The 21,236-nt window shown below is 73.6% G+C and carries 21 protein-coding genes (1 of these 21 running past the window's edge); 8 read left to right on the top strand and 13 right to left on the bottom strand.

Going from position 1 to position 21,236, the window contains the following annotated elements:
- Positions 1 to 322: 322 nt before the first annotated feature.
- The 4 genes from O7602_RS17300 to O7602_RS17285 form a co-directional block, all read right to left on the bottom strand.
- The gene (locus tag O7602_RS17300; RefSeq protein WP_281583674.1) at positions 323 to 1,267 is read right to left on the bottom strand and encodes a hypothetical protein; all 945 of its coding nucleotides are present in this window, start codon (positions 1,265 to 1,267) and stop codon (positions 323 to 325) included.
- A gap of 59 nt (positions 1,268 to 1,326) precedes the next feature.
- Positions 1,327 to 1,680 (bottom strand): MmcQ/YjbR family DNA-binding protein, encoded by a 354-nt coding sequence (locus O7602_RS17295; RefSeq protein WP_281583673.1) that lies wholly within the window; start codon positions 1,678 to 1,680, stop codon positions 1,327 to 1,329.
- A 64-nt stretch (positions 1,681 to 1,744) separates the two neighbouring features.
- Complete coding sequence (locus O7602_RS17290; RefSeq protein WP_281583672.1) at positions 1,745 to 2,170, bottom strand: DNA-binding protein; 426 nt, start codon at positions 2,168 to 2,170, stop codon at positions 1,745 to 1,747.
- Between the two features lie 415 nt (positions 2,171 to 2,585).
- The gene (locus O7602_RS17285) at positions 2,586 to 3,206 is read right to left on the bottom strand and encodes a DNA-3-methyladenine glycosylase (protein WP_281583671.1); all 621 of its coding nucleotides are present in this window, start codon (positions 3,204 to 3,206) and stop codon (positions 2,586 to 2,588) included.
- A gap of 217 nt (positions 3,207 to 3,423) precedes the next feature.
- On the opposite strand from O7602_RS17285, the gene O7602_RS17280 reads away from it, so the two are divergent.
- The gene (locus O7602_RS17280; protein WP_281583670.1) at positions 3,424 to 4,545 is read left to right on the top strand and encodes an LLM class flavin-dependent oxidoreductase; all 1,122 of its coding nucleotides are present in this window, start codon (positions 3,424 to 3,426) and stop codon (positions 4,543 to 4,545) included.
- The gene (locus O7602_RS17275) at positions 4,542 to 5,168 is read left to right on the top strand and encodes a CE1759 family FMN reductase (RefSeq protein ID WP_281583669.1); all 627 of its coding nucleotides are present in this window, start codon (positions 4,542 to 4,544) and stop codon (positions 5,166 to 5,168) included. The genes O7602_RS17280 and O7602_RS17275 overlap by 4 nt, the downstream gene beginning before the upstream one ends.
- An 11-nt stretch (positions 5,169 to 5,179) precedes the next feature.
- Here O7602_RS17275 and O7602_RS17270 read toward each other — a convergent pair whose 3' ends face one another.
- Complete coding sequence (locus O7602_RS17270; protein WP_281583668.1) at positions 5,180 to 6,058, bottom strand: universal stress protein; 879 nt, start codon at positions 6,056 to 6,058, stop codon at positions 5,180 to 5,182.
- Between the two features lie 159 nt (positions 6,059 to 6,217).
- Between O7602_RS17270 and O7602_RS17265 the strand changes: the two genes are divergently transcribed.
- Positions 6,218 to 6,688, top strand: coding sequence for a cyclic nucleotide-binding domain-containing protein (locus tag O7602_RS17265; RefSeq protein WP_281583667.1), 471 nt, complete (start codon positions 6,218 to 6,220; stop codon positions 6,686 to 6,688).
- Between the two features lie 110 nt (positions 6,689 to 6,798).
- On the opposite strand, the gene pflA is transcribed toward O7602_RS17265, so the two are convergent.
- Genes pflA through ppdK form a run of 4 tightly spaced genes read right to left on the bottom strand, consistent with a single transcriptional unit; the run spans position 6,799 to position 12,941 of the window.
- Positions 6,799 to 7,572 (bottom strand): pyruvate formate-lyase-activating protein, encoded by a 774-nt coding sequence (gene pflA, locus O7602_RS17260; RefSeq protein WP_281583666.1) that lies wholly within the window; start codon positions 7,570 to 7,572, stop codon positions 6,799 to 6,801.
- Entirely contained in the window at positions 7,569 to 9,815 is a 2,247-nt protein-coding gene (gene pflB / locus O7602_RS17255; RefSeq protein WP_281583665.1) for a formate C-acetyltransferase, read from the bottom strand. Before pflB ends, pflA begins: the two co-directional genes overlap by 4 nt.
- An 18-nt stretch (positions 9,816 to 9,833) precedes the next feature.
- A complete protein-coding gene (locus O7602_RS17250; RefSeq protein WP_281583664.1) occupies positions 9,834 to 10,268 on the bottom strand; it encodes a hypothetical protein in 435 nt (144 codons plus the stop codon).
- A gap of 12 nt (positions 10,269 to 10,280) precedes the next feature.
- A complete protein-coding gene (ppdK, locus tag O7602_RS17245) occupies positions 10,281 to 12,941 on the bottom strand; it encodes a pyruvate, phosphate dikinase (RefSeq protein WP_281583663.1) in 2,661 nt (886 codons plus the stop codon).
- A gap of 134 nt (positions 12,942 to 13,075) precedes the next feature.
- Here ppdK and O7602_RS17240 point away from each other — a divergent pair, with 134 nt between their 5' ends.
- From O7602_RS17240 to O7602_RS17230, 3 genes are all read left to right on the top strand, one after another.
- Positions 13,076 to 13,579, top strand: coding sequence for a GNAT family N-acetyltransferase (locus O7602_RS17240; protein ID WP_281583662.1), 504 nt, complete (start codon positions 13,076 to 13,078; stop codon positions 13,577 to 13,579).
- 10 nt (positions 13,580 to 13,589) lie between these two features.
- On the top strand, positions 13,590 to 14,216 hold the full coding sequence (locus O7602_RS17235; RefSeq protein WP_281583661.1) for a hypothetical protein: 627 nt from the start codon (positions 13,590 to 13,592) through the stop codon (positions 14,214 to 14,216).
- Between the two features lie 138 nt (positions 14,217 to 14,354).
- Positions 14,355 to 15,761, top strand: coding sequence for a hemolysin family protein (locus tag O7602_RS17230; protein WP_281583660.1), 1,407 nt, complete (start codon positions 14,355 to 14,357; stop codon positions 15,759 to 15,761).
- A 146-nt stretch (positions 15,762 to 15,907) separates the two neighbouring features.
- On the opposite strand, the gene O7602_RS17225 is transcribed toward O7602_RS17230, so the two are convergent.
- From O7602_RS17225 to O7602_RS17215, 3 genes are read right to left on the bottom strand one after another with little or no spacing between them, the layout of a single operon-like run.
- Entirely contained in the window at positions 15,908 to 16,225 is a 318-nt protein-coding gene (locus tag O7602_RS17225; RefSeq protein ID WP_281583659.1) for a PRC-barrel domain containing protein, read from the bottom strand.
- Entirely contained in the window at positions 16,212 to 16,592 is a 381-nt protein-coding gene (locus O7602_RS17220) for a hypothetical protein (RefSeq protein ID WP_281583658.1), read from the bottom strand. The genes O7602_RS17225 and O7602_RS17220 overlap by 14 nt, the downstream gene beginning before the upstream one ends.
- A complete protein-coding gene (locus O7602_RS17215) occupies positions 16,589 to 17,815 on the bottom strand; it encodes a divalent metal cation transporter (protein WP_281583657.1) in 1,227 nt (408 codons plus the stop codon). The genes O7602_RS17220 and O7602_RS17215 overlap by 4 nt, the downstream gene beginning before the upstream one ends.
- Before the next feature lie 195 nt (positions 17,816 to 18,010).
- On the opposite strand from O7602_RS17215, the gene O7602_RS17210 reads away from it, so the two are divergent.
- Complete coding sequence (locus tag O7602_RS17210; protein ID WP_281583656.1) at positions 18,011 to 20,125, top strand: acyltransferase family protein; 2,115 nt, start codon at positions 18,011 to 18,013, stop codon at positions 20,123 to 20,125.
- A 1-nt stretch (position 20,126) separates the two neighbouring features.
- Here O7602_RS17210 and O7602_RS17205 read toward each other — a convergent pair whose 3' ends face one another.
- Positions 20,127 to 20,516 (bottom strand): PaaI family thioesterase, encoded by a 390-nt coding sequence (locus O7602_RS17205; RefSeq protein WP_281590360.1) that lies wholly within the window; start codon positions 20,514 to 20,516, stop codon positions 20,127 to 20,129.
- 107 nt (positions 20,517 to 20,623) lie between these two features.
- Between O7602_RS17205 and tyrS the strand changes: the two genes are divergently transcribed.
- A protein-coding gene (gene tyrS / locus O7602_RS17200; protein WP_281590358.1) for a tyrosine--tRNA ligase crosses the window boundary here: on the top strand, positions 20,624 to 21,236 show its start. The gene runs 671 nt beyond the window's last position; 613 of the gene's 1,284 nt are visible here — the first part of the coding sequence; the start codon lies at positions 20,624 to 20,626; its stop codon lies beyond the right edge, outside the window.

Raw genomic sequence — 21,236 nt, 5'->3', positions numbered from 1 at the left:
GTCGCGTTCTCCATGAACTGATCGGCCGCATCCCGTACTTGCGGTTCAGTGCTGCTTTAATTTCATGTCGGTGAACAGCTCCACGAATTCGGTTATGACTCGGCCGACCCGCTGATGCTGCCCTGGCCGCGTGCCTGGTTGATGGATGGCCAACGCCGTCATCGGCAGCTGGCGCGATCGGACGGGGTACGCGACGAGAGGCGTGCCCCCGCCGGGCGTGGGCGGGTACGGCTGTAAGGGTGGGTGGGACACGGCTCGGGATTCTGGCACGGCAGCGCACCCCGCCGTTCGGGCGCCCGCCTCCGCCAGCCGGATCGGCCGGTCAGCTCAGCTCGATGACCGGCCGGGTGAGGATCTCGTCGGCGTACCCGTCGTCCGAGGCGAACCAGCGGCCGAAGTCGTCGTCCCGGTAGGCGGTCGCGAGGGTAAGCCAGCCCAGGAAGAAGCCGCTGCCGCCGCACGTGGCACCCCCACCGTCGCCGCCGCACACCACCGTCGGCTCGGTCGTCGCCTCCTGCCGGTAGGGATCCTGCCCGATTGCCAGGCCCCACAGATTCTCTTCCCGGTGCGGCCCGACCCGGAGACTGGACGGATAGGCGTCAACGGGGTGGTCGTCGCCCCAGCGGAACAACGTCGCCGCGCCGGCCCCGCACGCCCACTCCCACTCGTCCGGTGTGGCCGTCCGCAGGCCGAGGCTCTCGATCCCGGCCATCGCCTCGTCGTAGGAGACCTGCCGTGTCAGCCGGGCCCGAGTCACCCGCCCGGCCCGGTCGAACTCGACGTGCAGCCCGCCGTCGGGTTCGAAGGTCCTCCTCCCGCCGATGCCTGGCTCGACCGTGGCGACCAGTTCGCGGACCCGGGGGTCGTCCGGCTCCAGCAGGATCTGGCAGGGGTCGTACGCGTCCACCGCCACCAGCATCGCGGGCAGCTCCGTTACCCGTTCCGGCGTCGTCATCGCGTCGACGAACTCGTTCAGCGGCGGCAGGCCGTACTCGTCGGCGCTCTCGGCGTAGTCGGCCGACTGGCCGGAGTCGGGCCGGAAGCGCGACCCGTCGTAACCGAGCGTCGGCCGCCCGCCGGGGACGAGAGCGAACCGCATTCCATCGCGGTCGAACCGGGCCACCCGGTGCGAACGCCCCACGTAGGCCCTTACCTCCAGGCCCAGCGGGGTGAGGCCGTGCCGGTCCGCGATTCCTGCCGCGACCCGGCGAGCCGCGTCGTCGGGCAGGTCGTTCCATTGCGCGAAGGTGAGGTCGGCGTACGGCACGGAACGAGGATAGAGTCGCGCGCCCCGGTTCGCCGCCCGGCCCGGGCCGGATCGGAACCTCAGCCCGTCGGCCGCTCCCGCTTCGGCAGCTTGGCCACCACCGCGTCGTACGACCCGTCCACCGCGTCGATCAGGTCGTCGTCCGGGATGCCGCCGGTCAGGCGCAGCGCGTTCCAGCCGGACCGGCCGATGTAGGGGGAGGGGCGGGCGTCGTCCGGGAACCGGTGCAGCCACTCGTCGGCCACCTCGCGTGACGGGCCGCACTTGACCCAGATCCGGGCCTCGCCGTCGGGAGCGCCGAGGAAGGCGAAGATCCGGCTGCCCACCTTCGCCACCTCGTCGGCCTCCCACGGCCGGTCCAGCCAGGCGCCCGGTTTGGCCAGGCAGTAGGCAAGCATCTCGTCGCGCGTCATCGCGTCCTCCCGTGCCCTCGTCCGGCACAGTCTCACCCGCGGCTGTGACAGTTCGTCGGCCCGGTCAGTCGCCGGTGCCGGTGCGCACGGTGAGCCGCTCGTAGCGCTGCCGGGCCGCCTGTGCGCTGCCCAGCCCCAGCCCGAACGCGATCGCCTGCCAGGTCATGCCTCGGCTGCGGGCCACCTGGAGCAGCCCGGCCTCCAACACGTCCACCTCCGCCCGCACGTGCGGGATCAGGGTCAGCGCGGCCATCAGGTCGGCCTGGTCGACAGGTTCCTCGCCCGCGTCCAGTTCGGCCCCGCCGGCGAGGGCCATCACCAGCGTGGCCGCCTCGTAGGCGTCGGGCACGTCGGGGTGCGCGTAGCGCCGACGCCGGGAGTTGGTGCCGGCGTGCCGCTCGGCGATCCGCAGCAGCGCCGCGTAGTTGCGGTGGGCCCGGGCCTGGGCAGCATCCGGAGCGGTGAACGGGTCGTTGTCCACGGTGACCATGCCGTCAATCCCACACCCGAGAATGGCCTGTTGTCAACACCCTGTTGAAAGCCATTCGTGCGTAACCCCGTGCTCTCCCGTGAGTGAGACGCACCAGGAGCACGCAGGGGTTGCTGAGATCGCTTCGCCACTGCCGCGCGCACGCTTGACGCTTCGGAGCGCCACCTGCCGGTCGGGGCACATGATCATCTGCTCGGCCGGCCGCCCGGCCAGGTGGGGTCGGGCGAACTGGCTGCGTGGACGGCTTCGACAAGTGACCAGGCGCAGCCTCCCCGCCACCCGTAGCACCCAACCGCACAACCCGCTCACGATCGCTAGAGAAAGGTGATCATGAAGTTGGCGGCGATGTTGATCTCTTTTGATGCCGCCAACTTCATGATCAGTGCGAGGAGGGGTGAGGCGCGGTGGTGGGCCGCTACCGGGCCGCCGGTTGGCGGCGGCGCGGGGTGTGCCGGCGGTAGGCGCTCACGCTCGGCTCGTCGATCAACCAGAACCGCCAGGGCAGGTCGTGCGCGGCGGCGACACCGACCCGGGGGCCGGCGGTGATCCGCGCCGGGTCGACCGGGCTCTCCGGCGCGGCCAGGAGCAGCGGTCCGGTGCCGTCGACCGCCGAGGTGCCGTTCGCGTCCCGGCCGAGGCCGAGCGCGGTGACCAGCCGGGCCGGCCCGCGCCCGAGATCCCGGTCGCTCGCGCGGGGACGGCGCTCGCGGGCGGTCTCGATCCCGTCCACCACGGCGCCGGCGCGCAGCAGCACGGCCGCCGCCTCGCCGTCGCGCCCGCAGACGATGTTCGCGCACCAGTGCATGCCGAACACGAAGTACACGTAGACGTGCCCGGCCGGCCCGAACATGACCCGGTTGCGCGGCGTCGGCCCACGGTGGGCGTGCGAGGCCGGATCCGCCCCGGTGCCGGCGTACGCCTCGACCTCGGTGAGCCGGACGCGGACGCCGTTCGCCGACACGGTCCAACCGAGCAGGGTCCGCGCGGTGGCTGCGATCTCCGCGGCCGGCGCGTCGAGCCAGGGGTACGACGTCATGGCCGGCAAGCGTATCCGGGGGCCCGATGTGTTCCCAGCGTCGGCTTGATCGACTCCACTACGCCGAGGTGGTGGCATTGCGAGGTGCCCGATGTCGCTATTTCTCCGAGCTGGAGGTCGGGTGTCTGCCCCGGGCAGCGGAATAGTTGACTCGTCAAATAGGTTGTGCGGTGCGATGCCGGGCCGACCGGTCCGGCTCTCACCCGAGGAGCTGGTCATGCAGTTCGGAATCTTCACCGTCGGTGACGTCACCGTCGACCCGACCACCGGGCGGCTGCCGTCCGAGCGTGACCGGATCAAGGCCATGACCGCCATCGCGCTCAAGGCCGAAGAGGTCGGCCTGGACGTCTTCGCCACCGGCGAGCACCACAACCCGCCGTTCGTGCCGTCGTCGCCGACCACCATGCTCGGCTGGATCGCCGCGCGCACCGAACGGCTGCTCCTGTCGACCTCGACCACGCTGATCACCACGAACGACCCGGTCAAGATCGCCGAGGACTACGCGATGCTCCAGCACCTGGCCGACGGCCGGGTGGATCTGATGATGGGTCGCGGCAACACCGGCCCGGTCTACCCGTGGTTCGGGCAGGACATCCGCAACGGCATCCCGCTCGCCATCGAGAACTACGACCTGCTGCACCGGCTGTGGCGGGAGGACGTAGTCGACTGGAAGGGTAAGTTCCGCACGCCGTTGCAGTCGTTCACCTCGACCCCGCGCCCGCTCGACGGCGTACCGCCGTTCGTCTGGCACGGCTCGATTCGCAGCCCGGAGATCGCCGAGCAGGCCGCCTACTACGGCGACGGCTTCTTCGCCAACCACATCTTCTGGCCCAAGGAGCACACCCAGCGGATGGTCGGCCTCTACCGCCAGCGCTGGGCGCACTACGGCCACGGCACGCCCGACCAGGCCATCGTCGGCCTCGGCGGGCAGGTCTTCATGCGCCGCAACTCGCAGGACGCGGTACGGGAGTTCCGGCCGTACTTCGACAACGCCCCGGTCTACGGGCACGGCCCGTCGCTTGAGGAGTTCACCCGGGAGACGCCGCTGACCGTCGGCAGCCCGCAGCAGGTCATCGACCGCACGCTCGGCTTCCGCGAGTACGTCGGCGACTACCAGCGGCAGCTCTTCCTGATGGACCACGCCGGCCTGCCGCTGAAGACCGTGCTGGAGCAGCTCGACCTGCTGGGTGAGGAGGTGGTCCCGGTGTTGCGCAAGGAGTTCGACTCGATGCGTCCGGCGCACGTGCCCGAGGCGCCCACCCACGCCAGCCTCCTGGCCGCCCGCGACGCCGTGACGACCACCGTCGACGCCGCCGCGACCGCGGGGGAGGGGCGATGACCCGGCGTACCCTCGCGGTTGTCTCGGCCGGTCTCGGCCAGCCCTCGTCCACCCGGCTGCTCGCCGACCAGCTCGCCGCGGCTGCCCGCGACGAGTTGGCCGGCCGCGGCGCGGACGTGGAGCTGCGCCCGGTGGAGCTGCGCGAGCACGCCCACGACGTGGTCAACCATCTGCTCACCGGCTTCGCGCCGGGCGCGCTGCGACAGACCCTCGACGTGATCGCGGCGGCGGACGGGCTGATCGCGGTGACGCCGATCTTCAACGCGTCCTACAACGGGTTGTTCAAGTCCTTCTTCGACGTGGTGGACGCCGACGCGCTGGCCGGCACGCCGGTGCTGCTCGGGGCCACCGGCGGCACCGCCCGGCACTCGCTGGCGCTGGAACACGCGGTCCGGCCGATGTTCACGTACCTGCGGGCGGTGACGCTGCCGACGGCGGTCTTCGCCGCGCCCGAGGACTGGGCCGGCGACGACGGCGACAGCGCGCTGCGGGCCCGCATCCGCCGTGCGGCGGCCGAGCTGGCCGAGCAGGTGGACCGCCGGCCCCCGGCGACCGGCCCGGCCGACCCATTCGCCCTCATCACCGACTTCGCCGACCTGCTCGCCGGCCGCGACCCGGCCTGACCCGACCGGCGTCAGTCGCCGGTCGGCGACGGTGGGTGGGCGACAAGCACCGGGCAGTGGGCGTGCTGCACCAGGGCCTGGCTGACCGAGCCGAGCAGCAGCCCGGCGAAGCCGCCCCGTCCCCGGGAACCAACCACCACCAACGACGCCTCCCCGCTCGCGTCCCGCAGCGCCGTCTCCGGCGAGGCGTCGACCATGGTGCGCTCGGTCACCCGCAGCCCCGGGTGCGCCGTCCGGACCCGGTCGGCGGCCTCACCCAGCAGCTCGGCGGCCTCGGCCCGGTCGGGAACACTCGCTGCGGCCTCCGGCACCGCCGCACCGCGCTCCGGCGCGGCGACGTGCACCAGCACCAGCTCGGCGTCCCGGCGGTCGGCCTCGTCCGCGGCCAGCTCGACGGCGTACCCGGCGGACTCGGAGCCGTCCACCCCGACCAGCACCGGACCGCCCACGGGGATCGGCTGTTCCGCGGGGCGGACGACGAGCACCGGGCAGTGCCCGTGCTGCGCGAGCTGCCCGCCCACCGAGCCGAGCAGCAGCCCGGTGAAGCCGCCCACGCCCCGGCTGCCCACCACCACCAGCTCGGCCCGGCGCGACTCCTCCACCAGGGCCGCGCCCGGACCACCGGCGACCTGGCGGACCTCCACCCGCAGCCCCGGGTGCCGGTCGGCCAGGTCGGCAGCCACCCGTTCGAGCATCTTCTCCGCCTCCGCGGTGGGCGCCGGCACCCCGACGTCGTACGGGTTGAGCGGCACGCCGTACCCGAGCGGGTGCAGGTAGCCGTGCACCAGCAGCAGCGGCCGGGAGCGTGCCACCGCGGCGGCGGCGGCCTGGTCGGCGGCGGCCAGGCTGGACGGTGATCCGTCCACCCCCGCCACGACGGGTCGGTTCATCGGTGTGTCCCCTCCGGTCGGTTCCCGCCATTGTGGCCGCCCCCCATCCCGATCGACCGCGCCGCCACGCACCCGGTACGGGACCATCGGCCCTGCCGCGCCGGCACGCGAACGGGTGGGATGGAACCACGGTTCGCCGCTGTCGATCGTGGAGGCGTCATGACCCCGCTGGAGATGCTGCGCGTGCATCCGTTCCTGGCCGGGCTGCCCGACGGGTGGCTGCCTCGGCTCACCGGTCACGCCCGCCCGGTGGCCTGGCATCCCGGGCACCGGTTGTTCCGGGCCGGGCAGCCGGCCGAGCGGTTCTGGCTGGTCCGCAGCGGCCAGGTGGCGTTGGACTTCCCGGTGCCCGGTCGCGGTGACGTGGGCATCGAGACGATCGGCGCGGGTGGGGTGCTCGGCTGGTCCTGGCTCTTCCCGCCCTACCGCTGGCAGTTCGGGGCGGTGGCCACCCGGCGCGGCACGGCGGTCGAGTTCGACGCGGCGGGGGTGCGCCGGCTGATGGAGTCCGACGACACGCTGGGCCGGCAGCTCACCGAACGGTTCATGAGCGTGGTGGTGGACCGCCTCCAGGCGTCCCGGGTCCGGCTGCTGGACCTGTACGGCTATTCCGGGTCCGTGGCGAGCTGATCCGGGTCGGTCCGGCGGCGGACGACCAACGGGCCCGGACAGGCCGGGCGGGGGCGGCGGCGCGACCGTGCGATCGACATGCTCCTCCTGCTGGTGCGGTACGAACCGGATCAGGTGACGGTCAGGCCACGGGCGGCGAACTGCCCGCGTACCCGGGCCAGCAACTCCGCATCGGGCGGCGCGGTGCCCGCGAGGGGGAAGGCCAGGCCCAGCTCGGCGTACTTGTGCGCGCCGAGGCGGTGGAACGGCAGCACCTCGACGCGCTGCACGCCGGCCAGCCCGGCGGCCACGTCCGCCACCCGGGCCACCTCGTCGACCGCGTCGGTCAGCCCGGGCACCAGCACGTACCGGATCCACATCGGCGTACCCCGGTCGGCCAGTCGGCGGGCGAACCGCAGCGTCGGCGCGAGCCGGCCGGTGCCGGTGACCCGGCGGTACGTCGCCGGGCTGCCCGCCTTCACGTCCAGCAGCACCAGGTCGGTGGCGTCCAGCAGCGCGTCGTCGGCGCGGTCGCCGAGGAACCCGGAGGTGTCCAACGCGGTGTGCAGGCCGAGCGCCCGGCAGCGGCGCAGCAGCGCCCCGGTGAACGCCGGCTGGAGCAGCGGCTCGCCGCCGCTGATCGTGACGCCCCCGCCGGCCACCTGGACGAACCGGCGGTACCGCGCGACCAGGGCGACCATCTCGTCCACCGTGCGCCGCCGGCCGCTGCGCCCGTACCAGGTGTCCGGGCTGTGGCAGTACCGGCAGCGCAGCGGGCAGCCGGCGAGGAACACGACGAAGCGCGTGCCGGGCCCGTCCACCCCGACCGACGTGTCCCAGGAGTGCACCGCCCCGTGGAGGACCGGCGGCGCCGACACCGGCGCCGCCGGGGGCCGGCCGGTCACAGCGACCCGTGGAACGTCCGGGACACCACGTCCCGCTGCTGCTCCGGCGTGAGCCGGACGAAGTTCACCGCGTACCCGGAGACCCGGACGGTGAGCTGCGGGTACCGCTCCGGGTGGGCCATCGCGTCGAGCAGCGTGGCCCGGTCCAGGACGTTGACGTTGAGGTGGAACCCGCCGGCGTCGGTGTAGCCGTCGAGCACCCCGGCCAGGTTGGCGATCCGCTCGGCGCGGGTGTGCCCCAGGCCGTCCGGGGTGACCGTGCCGGTCAGCGAGATGCCGTCGCGGGCCGCGTCGTACGGCAGCTTCGCTACCGACAGCGCCGAGGCGACCAGGCCGTGGGTGTCCCGGCCGTTCATCGGGTTGGCCCCGGGCGCGAACGGCTCACCGGCCCGCCGCCCGTCCGGGGTGTTGCCGGTGTGCCGGCCGTAGACCACGTTCGAGGTGATCGTGAGCACCGACATGGTCAGTTCGGCGTCCCGGTAGGTGTGCTGGCGACGCAGCTTCGCCGCGAACGTCTCGACCAACCACACGGCGATCTCGTCGGCCCGGTCGTCGTCGTTGCCGTACGTGGGGAACTCGCCCTCGACCGCGTAGTCGACGGCCAGCCCGGTGGCGTCGCGCAGCACCTTGACCCGGCCGTGCCGGATGGCCGAGAGGCTGTCCACGGCGACCGAGAGGCCGGCGATGCCGGTGGCCATGAACCGGCGCACCGGGTGGTCGTGCAGCGCCATCTCCAGCCGTTCGTACGCGTACCTGTCGTGCTGGTGGTGGATCACGTTCAGCGCGTCCACGTACGTCTCGGCGAGCCAGTCCAGCGTCCGGTCGTACGCCGCGAGGACCTCGTCGTGGTCGAGCGTCTCGCCGCCGACCGGCGTGGTCGGCGGCGCGACCTGCTCGCCGGTCAGCTCGTCCCGGCCACCGTTGATCGCGTAGAGCAGCGCCTTGGCCAGGTTCGCGCGGGCGCCGAAGAACTGCATGTCCCGCCCCACCCGCATGGCCGAGACGCAGCAGGCGATCGCGGTGTCGTCGTCGTACGCGGGACGGATCAGCTCGTCGTTCTCGTACTGGATGGCGCTGGTGTCCAGCGACACCTGGGCGCAGAACCGCTTGAACCCCGCCGGCAGCCGGGGCGACCAGAGCACGGTCAGGTTGGGTTCCGGTGCCGGGCCGAGGTTGTAGAGGGTCTGCAGGTAGCGGAACGTGGTGCGGGTGACGAGCGGCCGGCCGTCCGCGCCCATCCCGCCGAGCGCCTCGGTGACCCAGGTCGGGTCGCCGGAGAAGAGCTGGTCGTACTCGGGGGTGCGGAGGAACCGGATGATCCGCAGCTTGATCACGAAGTCGTCGACGAGCTCCTGCGCGCCGCGCTCGTCCAGCCGGCCCTCGGCGATGTCCCGCCGCAGGTAGGCGTCGACGAAGCCGGCGGTGCGGCCGAGCGACATGGCGGCGCCGTTCTGCTCCTTCGTCGCGGCCAGGTAGGCGAAGTAGAGCCACTGGATCGCCTGCTGGCCGGTGGCCGCCGGGCGGGAGATGTCGAAGCCGTACCCGGCGGCCATCTCCTTCAGCTCGCCGAGCGCGCGGATCTGCTCGGCCAGTTCCTCGCGGTCCCGGATCACGTCGTCGGTGCTGCGCCGGCCGTCCAGCGCCGCCTTGTGGGCGTGGCGCTCCTCGACCAGCCGGTCCACCCCGTAGAGCGCCACCCGCCGGTAGTCGCCGATGATCCGGCCTCGCCCGTACGCGTCGGGCAGCCCGGTGATGACGTGCGAGCGTCGGGCGGCCAGCACGCCCGACGGGTACGCGTCGAAGACCGCGTCGTTGTGGGTCCGGCGGTACCTGGTGAAGATCTCGTGCACCCGCGGGTCGGGTTCGCGCCCGTACGCCCGCAGCGCGGTCTCCACCATGCGCAGCCCACCGGCCGGCATGATCGCCCGACGCAGCGGCGCGTCGGTCTGCAACCCGACGATCAGCTCCCGCTCCCGGTCGACGTAGCCGGGGCCGTGCGAGGTGATGGCGGACGGGGTGGCGGCGTCCACGTCGTACACGCCGCGGCGCCGCTCCTCCGGGAACATCGCCCGGAGCCGGTCCCAGACCGCGAGCGTGCGCTCGGTCGGCCCGGTGAGGAACGACGCGTCCCCGGCGTAGGGCTCGTGGTTGCGGCGGACGAAGTCCGCCACGTCGACGGTGTCGCGCCACGGCCCGTCCCGGAAGCCCCGCCACGGTTCCACGGTGCGCTGGTTGCCGCTCATGATCGCTCCTGTCAGGGGTCAGCGGGGGAGGGGATGGGCGTGCAGGAGGCGCGCCCACCAGGGACGGTGGTCGGGGCGGGAGGCCGGCAGGCCACGCATGCTCAGCCAGCCGCCCGGGCCCATGGTGACCGTGTGCACCGCCGGTGGGCGGCGGCGCGACCACACCGCCACGGCGGCGGTGAGCGCGGCCACCGCGAACGCGCCGGTGGCCGCCGCGACGAACCGGTCCGGGTCGACCACCCGGCGGTAGCGGACCCTGCCGTCGGCCAGGACGAACGCGCCCACCGGGCGACCGGCGTGGGTGACCGGGACCAGCGCCGCGCCGGGCAGCTCCAGCACCGGCCCCACCGGCCCGGGGACCGCCGGGGCGGGCGTCGGGTCGTCGGCCGGCGTCGCCGGGCGGGGGACCGGGGGTACGGTGTTCAGCCCGGTCGGGTTGAAGATGGCGGTCATGGTGCTGCCCTCCTAACGGGAGTCGGATGCGTCGGCGCCGGCCTCGACCGCGGTCCGGCCGGCGGCCAGGCGCGCCACCGGCACCCGGTACGGCGAGCAGGAGACGTAGTCGAGTCCGGCCGCGGCGAAGAACGCGATCGAGTCGGGGTCGCCGCCGTGCTCGCCGCAGACCCCGACGGTCAGCTCCGGCCGGGCCGCCCGCCCCTCGGCGACGGCGAGCCGGACCAGCCGGCCGACCCCGGCGACGTCGACGCTCTCGAACGGGGACACGCCGAAGATCCCCCGGGCCAGGTACGTGGGGAAGAACGAGCCCTCCACGTCGTCGCGGGAGAACGCCCAGGTGGTCTGCGTCAGGTCGTTGGTGCCGAGGGAGATGAACCGGGCCTCCGCGGCGATCTCCCCGGCGGTCAGCGCGGCCCGCGGCGTCTCGATCATGGTGCCGATCGGGATCTCCGGCGCGCCGTCCACCTCGGCGAGCACGCGCCGCGCCTCGTCGGCCACCGCGGCGAGTTCCCGTACGTCCCCGACGAGCGGCACCATGATCTCCGGGCGCGGGTCGCCGCCGGCCCGGACCCGCTGCACGGCCGCCTCGGCCAGCGCCCGCACCTGCATCGCGAACAGACCCGGCACCATCAGCCCGAGCCGCACGCCGCGCAGCCCCAGCATCGGGTTGGTCTCGTGCATCCGGCGCACCGCGGCCAGCAGCGTGGCGTCCCGGCCCGGATCCTCCCCGCGCGCCTGCGCGCGGACCACCCGGGCGGTCAGCTCCGCCAGCGGGGGCAGGAACTCGTGCAGCGGCGGGTCGAGCAGCCGGACGGTGACCGGCAGCCCGTCCATCGCGGCCAGCAGCCCGACGAAGTCGGCCCGCTGCAACGGCAGCAGCGCGTCCAGGGCCGCCGTGACGTCCGCCGGACCCTCGGCCAGGATCAGCCGCTCGACCAGCTCCCGGCGCTCGCCGAGGAACATGTGCTCGGTGCGGCACAGCCCGATCCCGGCGGCGCCGAGCCGGCGGGCGCGGCGGGCGTCCTCCGGGGTGTCCGCGTTGGCCCGCACGCCCAGCGTCCGCACCGCGTCGGCGTGTCCGAGGAGCCGGTGCACGGCGGCGACCAGCGGATCGGCTTCGGGGTTCAGCTCGCCGGCCAGGTAGCGGGCCACCGGTGAGGGCCGCACCGGCACCTCGCCGAGCCAGATCCGCCCGCTGGTCCCGTCGATCGAGATCACCTCGCCGGCCCGCACCACCCGGTCGCCGACGGTGAACTCGCCGCGCTCGACGTCGATCCGCAGCGCCTCCGCCCCGCACACGCAGGCCCGGCCCATGCCCCGGGCCACCACCGCCGCGTGCGACGTCTTCCCGCCCCGCGAGGTGAGCACCCCGGCCGCGGCGATCATGCCGGGCAGGTCGTCCGGGTTGGTTTCCGGGCGGACCAGAACCACCGGCCCGCCGGCCGCCGCCGCGGCGGCGGAGTCGAAGACCACCCGTCCCACCGCGGCGCCCGGCGACGCCCCCACCCCCACGACGAGCGGCGCGGGCGCGTCGGCGGCGTCGAAGGCGGGGAACATGAGCTGGGCGAGCTGCGCCCCGGTGACCCGGGTCAGCGCCTCGTCGGCCGTGATCACCCCCTCCTCGGCGAGTTGCGCGGCGATCACGAACGCGGCGGCGGCGGTCCGCTTGCCGACCCGGGTCTGCAACATCCACAGCCGGCCCCGTTCGATGGTGAACTCGACGTCGCACAGGTCGCGGTAGTGCCGCTCCAGCGTCGCCATGATCTGCCGGAGCCGGTGGAAGCTCGCCGGGTCCAGCCGTTCCAGCTCGGCCAGCGGCACCGTGTTGCGGATGCCGGCCACCACGTCCTCGCCCTGCGCGTCGGTCAGGTAGTCGCCGTACACGCCGGGCGCGCCGGTGGCCGGGTCGCGGGTGAACGCCACTCCGGTGCCGGAGTCCCGGCCGAGGTTGCCGAAGACCATGACCATCACGTTGACCGCGGTGCCCAGGTCGTCCGGGATGTGTTCCTGGTGGCGGTAGACCCGCGCCCGCTCCGAGTGCCACGAGGAGAACACCGCGCGCACGGCCAGGAAGAGCTGCTCGTGCGGGGCCTGCGGGAACTCCTGCCCGACGTGCCGGACAAAGATCTTCTTGTACGTGTCGACCAGGTCGCGCAGTTGCGCCGCGCTCGGCCCGCCCGGCCCGGCGGTGGCCCGCACCGCGGCCAACTCGTGCTCGAACTCCTCACCCGGAATGCCGTGCACCGTGCGGCCGAACATCTGGATCAACCGCCGGTACGAATCCCAGGCGAACCGCTCGTCGCCGGCGTGGGCGGCGAGCCCGGTCACCGTGGAGTCGTTGAGCCCGATGTCGAGGATCGTCTCCATCATCCCCGGCATCGAGTACCGCCCGCCGGACCGGACCGCCAGCAGCAGCGGGTCGGCCGGGTCGCCGAGCCGCCGGTCCAGCCGCGTCTCGACCTGGCGCAGGTGCGCGTTGATCTCCTCGTACAGCCCGTCCGGGGGCGCGCCGGTGGCCAGGTAGGCGCGGCACGCGTCGGTGGTCACCGTGAACCCCGGCGGCACCGGCAGGCCGAGCCGGGTCATCTCCGCCAGGTTGGCGCCCTTGCCGCCGAGCAGGTCGGCCCGGCTCCGGTCACCCTCGATGAAGTCGTAGACGTACTTCGCCATGGTCCGGCCTCCTCGACTGCGTCGTTCCTCCTCCTTCGTACCGGCGCGGCCGGCCGTGGCGGCAGGGCCGGACGGGACACCTGACGGGCCGGAGGTCCCGATCGTGTCGGTGGGCCCACGTATCCTTCCCGGCCATGACCCCCGAGGTGGAACTCCGTCCGGTACGCGACGACGACCTGCCCGTGTTCTTCGCCCACGAGCAGGATCCGCAGGCCAACTGGATGGCCGCGTTCGGGCCGAAGGATCCGTCGGACCGGGCGGCGTTCGACGCGCACTGGGCGCGCATCCGCGCCGACGAGCGCATCGTCAACCGCACGATCGTCGCCGGCGGCGAGGTGGTCGGCCACGTGGCGGCGTTCCCGGTCGACGAGCAGACCGAGGTCAGCTACTGGATCGACCCGGCCCGCTGGGGCCGCGGCCACGCCACCGCCGGGCTCACCGCGCTGCTGCGGGAGCTGCCGCGGCGGCCGGTGCGTGCCCGCGCCGCGAAGGACAACGCCGCCTCGCTCGCGGTGCTGCGCAAGTGCGGCTTCGTCGTGGTCGGCGAGGACTCCGGGTACGCTCCGGGCCGCGGCGCGGAGGTGCAGGAGTGGGTGCTGGAGCTGCCCGCCGAGGCGGCTGACCAGGGCAACCACTAGTCTCCCCGGGGTGAACTGGCTGGAACTCGTCGGCTGGGCCGGCTCCGCGCTGCTGGTCTGGTCCCTGCTGCAGACGCGCATCCTGCGGCTGCGGGCGCTCAACCTGGTCGGTTGCCTGATCCTGATCGGCTACAACGCCGCCGTGCACGTCTGGCCCATGGTCGGGCTGAACGTGGTGCTCACCGTGATCAACCTGTGGTACCTGCGCAAGCTGCTGGCCACCCGACACGACGAGCGGACCTACCAGGTGGTCGAGGTGGGCACCGGAGACGCGTTCCTGGCACACACGCTGCGGGTGCACGCCACCGACATCGCCCGGTTCAACCCGACCTTCCGGTGGGACCCGGCCGCGCCCGGCCGCTCGGCGTTCCTGGTGGTCCGCTCCGACGAGGTGGTCGGCGTGATGGTGTCGCACGCCGAGGCCGGCGGGGTGGCCCAGATCGACCTGGACTACGTGACCCCGCCGTTCCGTGACTTCACCCCGGGCGAGTTCGTCTACCGGCGCAGCCGGCTCTTCACCGACCGGGGCTTCCGCCGCGTGGTCTCCCCACCGGGTATGGTCGCCCCCTACTACCACCGGCTCGGCTTCCGCCCGGAGGGCGGGGCGTACGTGCTCGACCTACCCGACCCGGCCTGAGCCGGGCCGGCCGGGTGCGGGGGCGAGCCAGGATTCAGGCGTGGGCCCACGGGGCACAGTGGGGCAACGCCGACCGGGCCCACCGGCCGGCGAGTCGGCCATCGCCGACGTCAATCGGGCCGAGGGAGAGAAGCGCTCGTGCAGAGCTACTGGAGCCAACTGGCCCTGGTCGGTGTGCTGGTGATCGTCAACGCGGCCTTCGCCGGCAGCGAGATGGCCCTGGTCTCGCTGCGGGACAGCCAGCTGCAACGGCTGGAGCGCAGCAGCCGCGGCGGCCGGACCCTCGCCCGGCTCGCCAAGGACCCCAACCGGTTCCTGGCCACCATTCAGATCGGCATCACCCTCGCCGGGTTCCTGGCCTCCGCCGCCGCGGCCGTCTCCCTGGCCCGGCCGCTGGTGCCGCTGCTCGGCATCTTCGGCAACGCCGCCGAGACGGTCGCCATCGTCGCGGTGACCCTGGTGCTCACGTTCGTGACGCTCGTCTTCGGCGAGCTGGCGCCCAAACGCATCGCCATGCAGTCCGCCGAGCGGTGGGCGCTTGTCGTGGCCCGGCCGCTTGACATCCTGGCCAGCGTGACCCGACCGGCGGTCTGGTTGCTCGGCGCCACCAGCGACACGGTGGTCCGCCTCGTCGGCCTCGACCCCAAGCACGAGCCCGACGAGATCGGCCCCGACGAGCTGCGCGACATCGTGGCCGGGAACCACGGCTTCACCAAGGAACAGCGCACGATCATCGCCGGTGCCGTGGAGATCGCCGACCGGCAGTTGCGTGCCGTCCTCGTACCCCGGTTGCAGGTCTTCACGCTCGACAGCGGCACCACCGCGGACGCCGCGCGCCTCGTCCTCGCGGCGACCGGCCACTCCCGGGCGCCCGTGGTCCGCCACGGCGGTCTGGACGACGCGGTCGGTGTCCTCCACCTGCGTGACCTGGTCGGCGTCCCGGACGACCGACCGGTCGACGAGATCGCCCGCCCGCCGATGCTGCTGCCGGACTCGCTGCCCGTGGTGGACGCGCTGCGCCAGTTCAAGGCCGAGCGCCAGCACATCGCCCTGGTGGTCGACGAACGCGGCGCGGTCGACGGGATCGTCACGCTCGAGGACATCCTCGAGGAGATCGTCGGCGAGATCTACGACGAGACCGACCGGGACCTGCGTGCGGTCCGCACCGAGGCCGACGGCTCGCTGGTGCTGCCCGGCACCTTCCCGGTGCACGACCTCACCGACCTCGGGGTGGAGCTGCCCAACCGGCCGGCCGGTGACTACACCACGGTCGCCGGGCTGGTGCTGATCTGCCTCGGACACATCCCGACAGTGGCGGGGGAGCAGGTCACCGTCGACGGCTGGGAGATGACGGTGGCCGAGGTCGACCAGCGGGCCATCACCGAGGTGCACATCCGCCGCCGCCCCCGTCGCGAGCCGAGCGAGGACAGCGACGGCACCGCCGACAGCGACGGCACCGACGACGCCCCGACCGCCGACGCCGCCCCGACCGCCCCGGCCGACCCGGCGGACGCCGCCGAGCAGCTCGACGAGGCGCGCCACTGACGCACCGGGCGCAGCGCCGGCCGGCACCGGTTCCTCAGGCAGCGCCGGTTCCTGGGCAGCGCCGGTCGGGCCCCGCGGCGGGTCGGTGTCGCTTCGGCCCCGCGCCTCGGTGTCGCTTCGGCCCCGCGCCTCGGTGTCGCTTCGACTCAGCGCCGGTCGGCGGGCCGACCGAACGGAAAGCCGGGCACCGGTGGTCGCAGCCGCACCGCGTCCGCGGGCACCTGGTGGGTGCTGCGCCCGACCAGCCGGGCGACCACCCGCAGCAACCACGGCCCGGCGGGATGCAGCTCCGGCCCGATCAGCCGGCTGGTCACCCGCGTCCACCAGTGAGCGGCGACGATCACGTCGGTGATCCGCAGCCGGTCCGGCGGCCAGCCACCGCGCACCACCACGTCCACCACCCGGCCCAGACGCCGCCCGTGCAGGTCGTACGCGGTACGCCCGAGCAGCTCACCCGCTCGCACGGTACGCCCCCGGGATCCGCTCGATCAGGTGCTGCCGCAGCCACGTCTCCACCGGCGAGGGCGGCAGCTCCGCCGCCCGGCACCGCAGCCGCACCGCGCTGTCCACCCGGGCGACGCTCGCCAGCGGTACGCGTCGCGGCGGCACCGGCGGATCCTCGGTGAACCGGTCGGCGACCGCCACCAGCAGCCGCCCGATCCGGCCACCGACCCGCTGCCCGAGCGCCCCCTGCCCGGTGAGCAGACAGTCCACGTACGGGTAGCCCTCGTCGTTCACCGCGAACGCGACGTCGTCGACCCGACCGACGAGCCGGCCCTCGACGTCGACGATCTGCCGGTCGAGCAACTGCTTGGCGAGCTGGACCCTCATCGCCCCATCCCCGTCACGATCGCCAGTGGGATCGCCGCCACCGAGGCGGCGACGATGAGCAGCAGGAACACCGCGCCGAGCAGGTTCGCCCACCACCCGTTGACCCGGTCGCCCAGGTAGGTGCGGTCGTTCGCCACCACCAGGATCGGCAGGTAGGTCAGCGGCAGCACCACCGCGCTCAGCACCAGCATGTACTCGGTCAACCGCACCGGGTCCACGGTCGTCATCAGCATCACCACCGCGAGCAGCAGGCCGACCAGCAGGACGCTGTGGAACCGGGCCGCCTCCCGGGGACTGACCCGCTTGCCCCACTGCCACCCGAAGTACTGCGCCGCCGCGTACGCCGCCGACAACCCGGTCTCCAGCGCCGCGCCGAAGGTGACCGCGAAGAACGCCAGCACGGCGGCGACCAGGCCGGCGCCGCCCAACGCGGTCGCCACCGGCCGGGCCACCTCGTCGAGCGAACCCAGCGACGCCCCGGCGGGGTGGTAGGCCACCGTCGCCACCGCGATCAGCGACAACGCCAGGAACCCGCCGATCGGAAAGCCGATCAGCACGTTCGAGCGGGCGCGCGCCAGGTCGGCCGCGCCCCACCGCTCCTCCACCCCGCCGGAGGAGAAGAAGAAGACCTCGTACGGGCTGACCGTCGAGGCGAACAACGCCACCGCCACGAACCAGTACAGCGGCCAGCCGTGCCCGGCCGAGCTGATCTGCCACGCCCCGCGTCCGAGTTCCGCCCAGTCGGTGGGCAACGCCACGAGCGCCACCGCGAAGACCAGCAGCGCCAGCCCGGCCAGGCCGAAGACCCGCTCCATCAGCTCGAAGCGCATCCGCCACAGCACCAGCCACACCGCCAGCGCGGCCAGCGGCACCCAGAGCAGGTGGCTCACACCGCTCGCCAGTTGCAGCGCCAGCGCCACCCCGCCCAGCTCCGCGGCGAGCGTGACCACCGTGACCAGCCACGACGCGACCAGGTTGAGCAGCGCCACCCGCGGCCCGAGCCGCTCCCGGACCAGGTCGAACACCGCCCGTCCGCTCACCGCCGCGATCCGGCCGGACATGTCGGCGTACGCGCAGATGCCCACCACGCCGGCCAGCAGCACCCAGGCGTGGGCCATGCCGAACAGCGCGCCGGCCTGGCTGGCCGCCACCAGGTCGCCGATGTCGACGAACCCGCCGATGGCCGACAGCACGCCCAGGGTGGCGGCGAGCAGCTTCCTCACGTCGGCGGCCCGGGTGGCGGTCCCATCGCCGCGACCATAGCCCGTACCGCCGCTGCCCGCCCCCGCATCGGCGGATCCCGCCGGCGTCGTGGCGGATGAGGCGGCCGCCGGGCCCCTGTTACAGTCGCCGCCGGACCTGGCAGCAGCGCCGATCCCCCTCGCCGGGACGCCGCAGGACCTCGGAGGACACCCCTGATGGCCCCGGACCGCCACGCGCGTACGCCCCAGCGCGGTTTCCGCCGCGACATCGAGGGCATCCGCGCGCTGGCGGTGCTCCTGGTGATGCTGGGTCACGCCGGCGTGCCCTTCCTGCCCGGCGGCTTCGTCGGTGTCGACGTCTTCTTCGTCATCTCCGGGTTTCTGATCACCGGACTGCTCCTCGCCGAACTGGAGCGCACCGACCGGATCTCGCTCGTCGGCTTCTACGCCCGCCGGGCCAAGCGGCTACTGCCGGCCGTGGTCGTCGTCCTGCTCACCACCCTGCTGCTGACCCTGCTGCTCTTGCCGCCGCTGCGCTGGCGGGACACCGCCGGGGACGTGATCGCCAGCGGCCTCTATGTGATGAACTGGCGGCTCGCCGCCCAGGCGGTCGACTACCTGCACGCCGACGACGCGCCGAGCGCGGTGCAGCACTTCTGGTCGCTCGCGGTGGAGGAGCAGTTCTACCTGATCTGGCCGCTGCTGTTGATCGCCGCGGGGGCGCTCGCGGCCCGCCTGGCCGGGCGGGGGGCCGGCCGTCGGCCGCTGCGTCCGCTGGCCCTGGTGGGGTTGGCCCTGATCGGGGTGCCGTCCCTGCTCTGGTCGGTGCACCTCACCGCCGCCGAGCCGGCCGGCGCGTACTTCGTGACCACCACCCGGCTGTGGGAGCTGGTCGTCGGCGCCGTCCTGGCCGTGACCGCCACCGGGCTGGGCCGGCTGCCCCGGCCGGTCGCCGCGGCGCTGGGCTGGGTGGGGCTCGCGGCGGTGGTCACCGCTGGCCTGGTGATCACCCCGCTGACCGCCTTTCCCGGCTGGGCAGCCCTGCTGCCCACCCTGGGCACCGCCGCGATCATCGCCGGTGGCTTCACCGCCGGCCGGACCGGCCCCGAAGCGCTGTTGGGGCTGCGCCCGCTGCGGGCCGTCGGCGCGCTGTCCTACTCGCTGTACCTGTGGCACTGGCCGTTGCTGGTGGTCGCGCGGGCCCGGCTGGGTGAGCTGGGCGCCGTCGAGGGGATGGCGGTCGTCGCTCTCTCCGTCGTGCCGGCCGCGCTGACGTACCGCCTCGTGGAGAACCCGGTGCGGCGCAGCCCCCGGCTCGCCGGCGAGCCGGCGCGGGCCCTGCGGCTCGGCTTGGTCTGCACCGTGCTGCCGGTGGTTGCCGCGCTCGGCTTCCAGTTCGGTCTCGCCCCGGCCCCGCTGCGGCCCGACCAGACGGCCGCCGCGCCCGGCGCCGCCGCGCTGCCCTCCGGGCCGGCGGCGGCGGTGCCCGGCGTGGAGCAGGTGGACCACGTCGTTCCGGAGCCGGCCTCGGCCCGCGCCGACGTCGCCGAGGTCTACGGCGCCAAGTGCATCGTCAGCGGCACCGACGCGCCCGCCCGCACCTGCGTCTACGGCGACCGGGACAGCGAATTCGCAGTGGCGTTGGTCGGCGACTCGCACGCCGCGCAGTGGTTCCCCGCCCTGCGACGGGTGGTCGAGGAGCGCGGCTGGCGGCTGGTCACCTACCTCAAGTCGTCGTGCCCCTTCCTGGCCGCCCCGGTGATCGTTAAGAACCAGCCCTTCCCGAGCTGCGAGGTGTGGAACGACAACGTCCGCGCCGCGCTGACCGGGCCGGACCGCCCTGACCTGGTCCTGGCCACGGCGAGCTCCGAGTACCGGTTGGCCCCCGGCGGCAGGCCGCTATACGGGGCGGAGAACGACCAGGCGCGGGTCGACGCGCTGCGGCAGGCGTGGTCGTCGGCGACCGGGCCGGGCACCCTCGTGGTGGGGCTGCGGGACACCCCGCGACCCAACTTCGACATCCCGGAGTGTGTCTCCCTGCATCGGGACCGGCTTACCGAGTGCGGGTTCTCGCGGGAGACCGCGGCGGCGTTGAGCATCAGCCAGGAGCGCGCCGCCGCGGGCCTGCCCGGGGTCGTGGCGCTGAACCTCAACGACGCGATCTGCCCGGCGGCGAGCTGCCCCCCGATCATCGGTGGGGTGCTCGTCTACCGGGACAACAACCACCTGACCGCGACCTACGCCGGCACCCTCGGACCCCGGCTCGGGTCCAGCCTGGACGAACTGGTGCGGGCCCGTCCCGAGCTCAGCCGCGTCGCCTACCCGGGCTGACTCAGCCCTGCCCGGTGGTGAGGTTCTGCAACCGCACCTGTCCGCGGGACACCAGCCGGTCGTCGCCGTCGGTGATCTCCACCTGCCACAGCTGCTGGCTGCGTCCCCGGTGCACCGGCGTGCCGACCCCGGTCAGCTCGCCGTCGCGCACCGCGCGCAGGAAGTCGGTCTGGTTCGACACCCCGACCACCCGGCCACGGTCACCCAGCCACAGCGCGCCGCCCACGCTGGCCACCGTCTCTACCACCGAGCAGTGGACGCCGCCGTGCAGGATCCCGTACGGCTGCTGCAGCTCCGGGCGCACCTGCCACCGGACCACCACCCGGTCGCCGCTGACCTCGTCGAACTTCAGCCCCAGCAGGGCGGCGAACCCTCCGGTCACGTCAAGCATCTCCACCGTGGTTCCTCCTCGTGCTCGGCGGCGCCGCCAGCCTAGTCGTCGCCGTCGCGGCAAACCCGGTACGGCCCCGGACCGGCGATGGGGGAGAATCGGTGACCGTGACCGACAGCAACCTCCCGCAGGGGCGGGACTCCCTGACCGAAGACCTGCTGTGGCGGGGCCTGATCCAGGACTCGACCGGCCCGGACGAGCTGCGTGCGCTGCTCGACGGCCCGAGCGCCACGTTCTATGTGGGCTTCGACCCGACCGCCCCCAGCCTGCACGTCGGCAACCTCATGCAGGTCGTCACGGCCCGCCGGCTCCAACGCGCCGGGCACCGGCCGCTCCTGCTCGTCGGTGGCGCCACCGGTCAGATCGGTGACCCGAAGGAGAGCGCCGAACGGACGCTGAACCCGCCCGAGGTCGTCGCCGGCTGGGTCCAGCGCATCCGGGACCAGCTCGCGCCGTTCGTCACGTACACCGGGGACAACGCGGCCCAGATGGTCAACAACCTGGACTGGACCGGCCAGATGTCGGTGGTGGAGTTCCTCCGGGACGTCGGCAAGCACTTCCCGGTGAACAAGATGCTGGCCCGGGAGGTCGTCAAGGCGCGGCTGGAGAGCGGCATCAGCTACACCGAGTTCAGCTACCAGTTGCTCCAGGCCAACGACTTCTTCGAGCTGCACCGCCGGCACGGCTGCCAGCTCCAGTACGGCGGCTCCGACCAGTGGG

The sequence above is a fragment of the Micromonospora sp. WMMD1128 genome (assembly GCF_027497235.1).
In the GTDB taxonomy this organism is placed as follows: domain Bacteria; phylum Actinomycetota; class Actinomycetes; order Mycobacteriales; family Micromonosporaceae; genus Micromonospora.
This window is presented reverse-complemented; position numbering and strand designations above follow the sequence as displayed.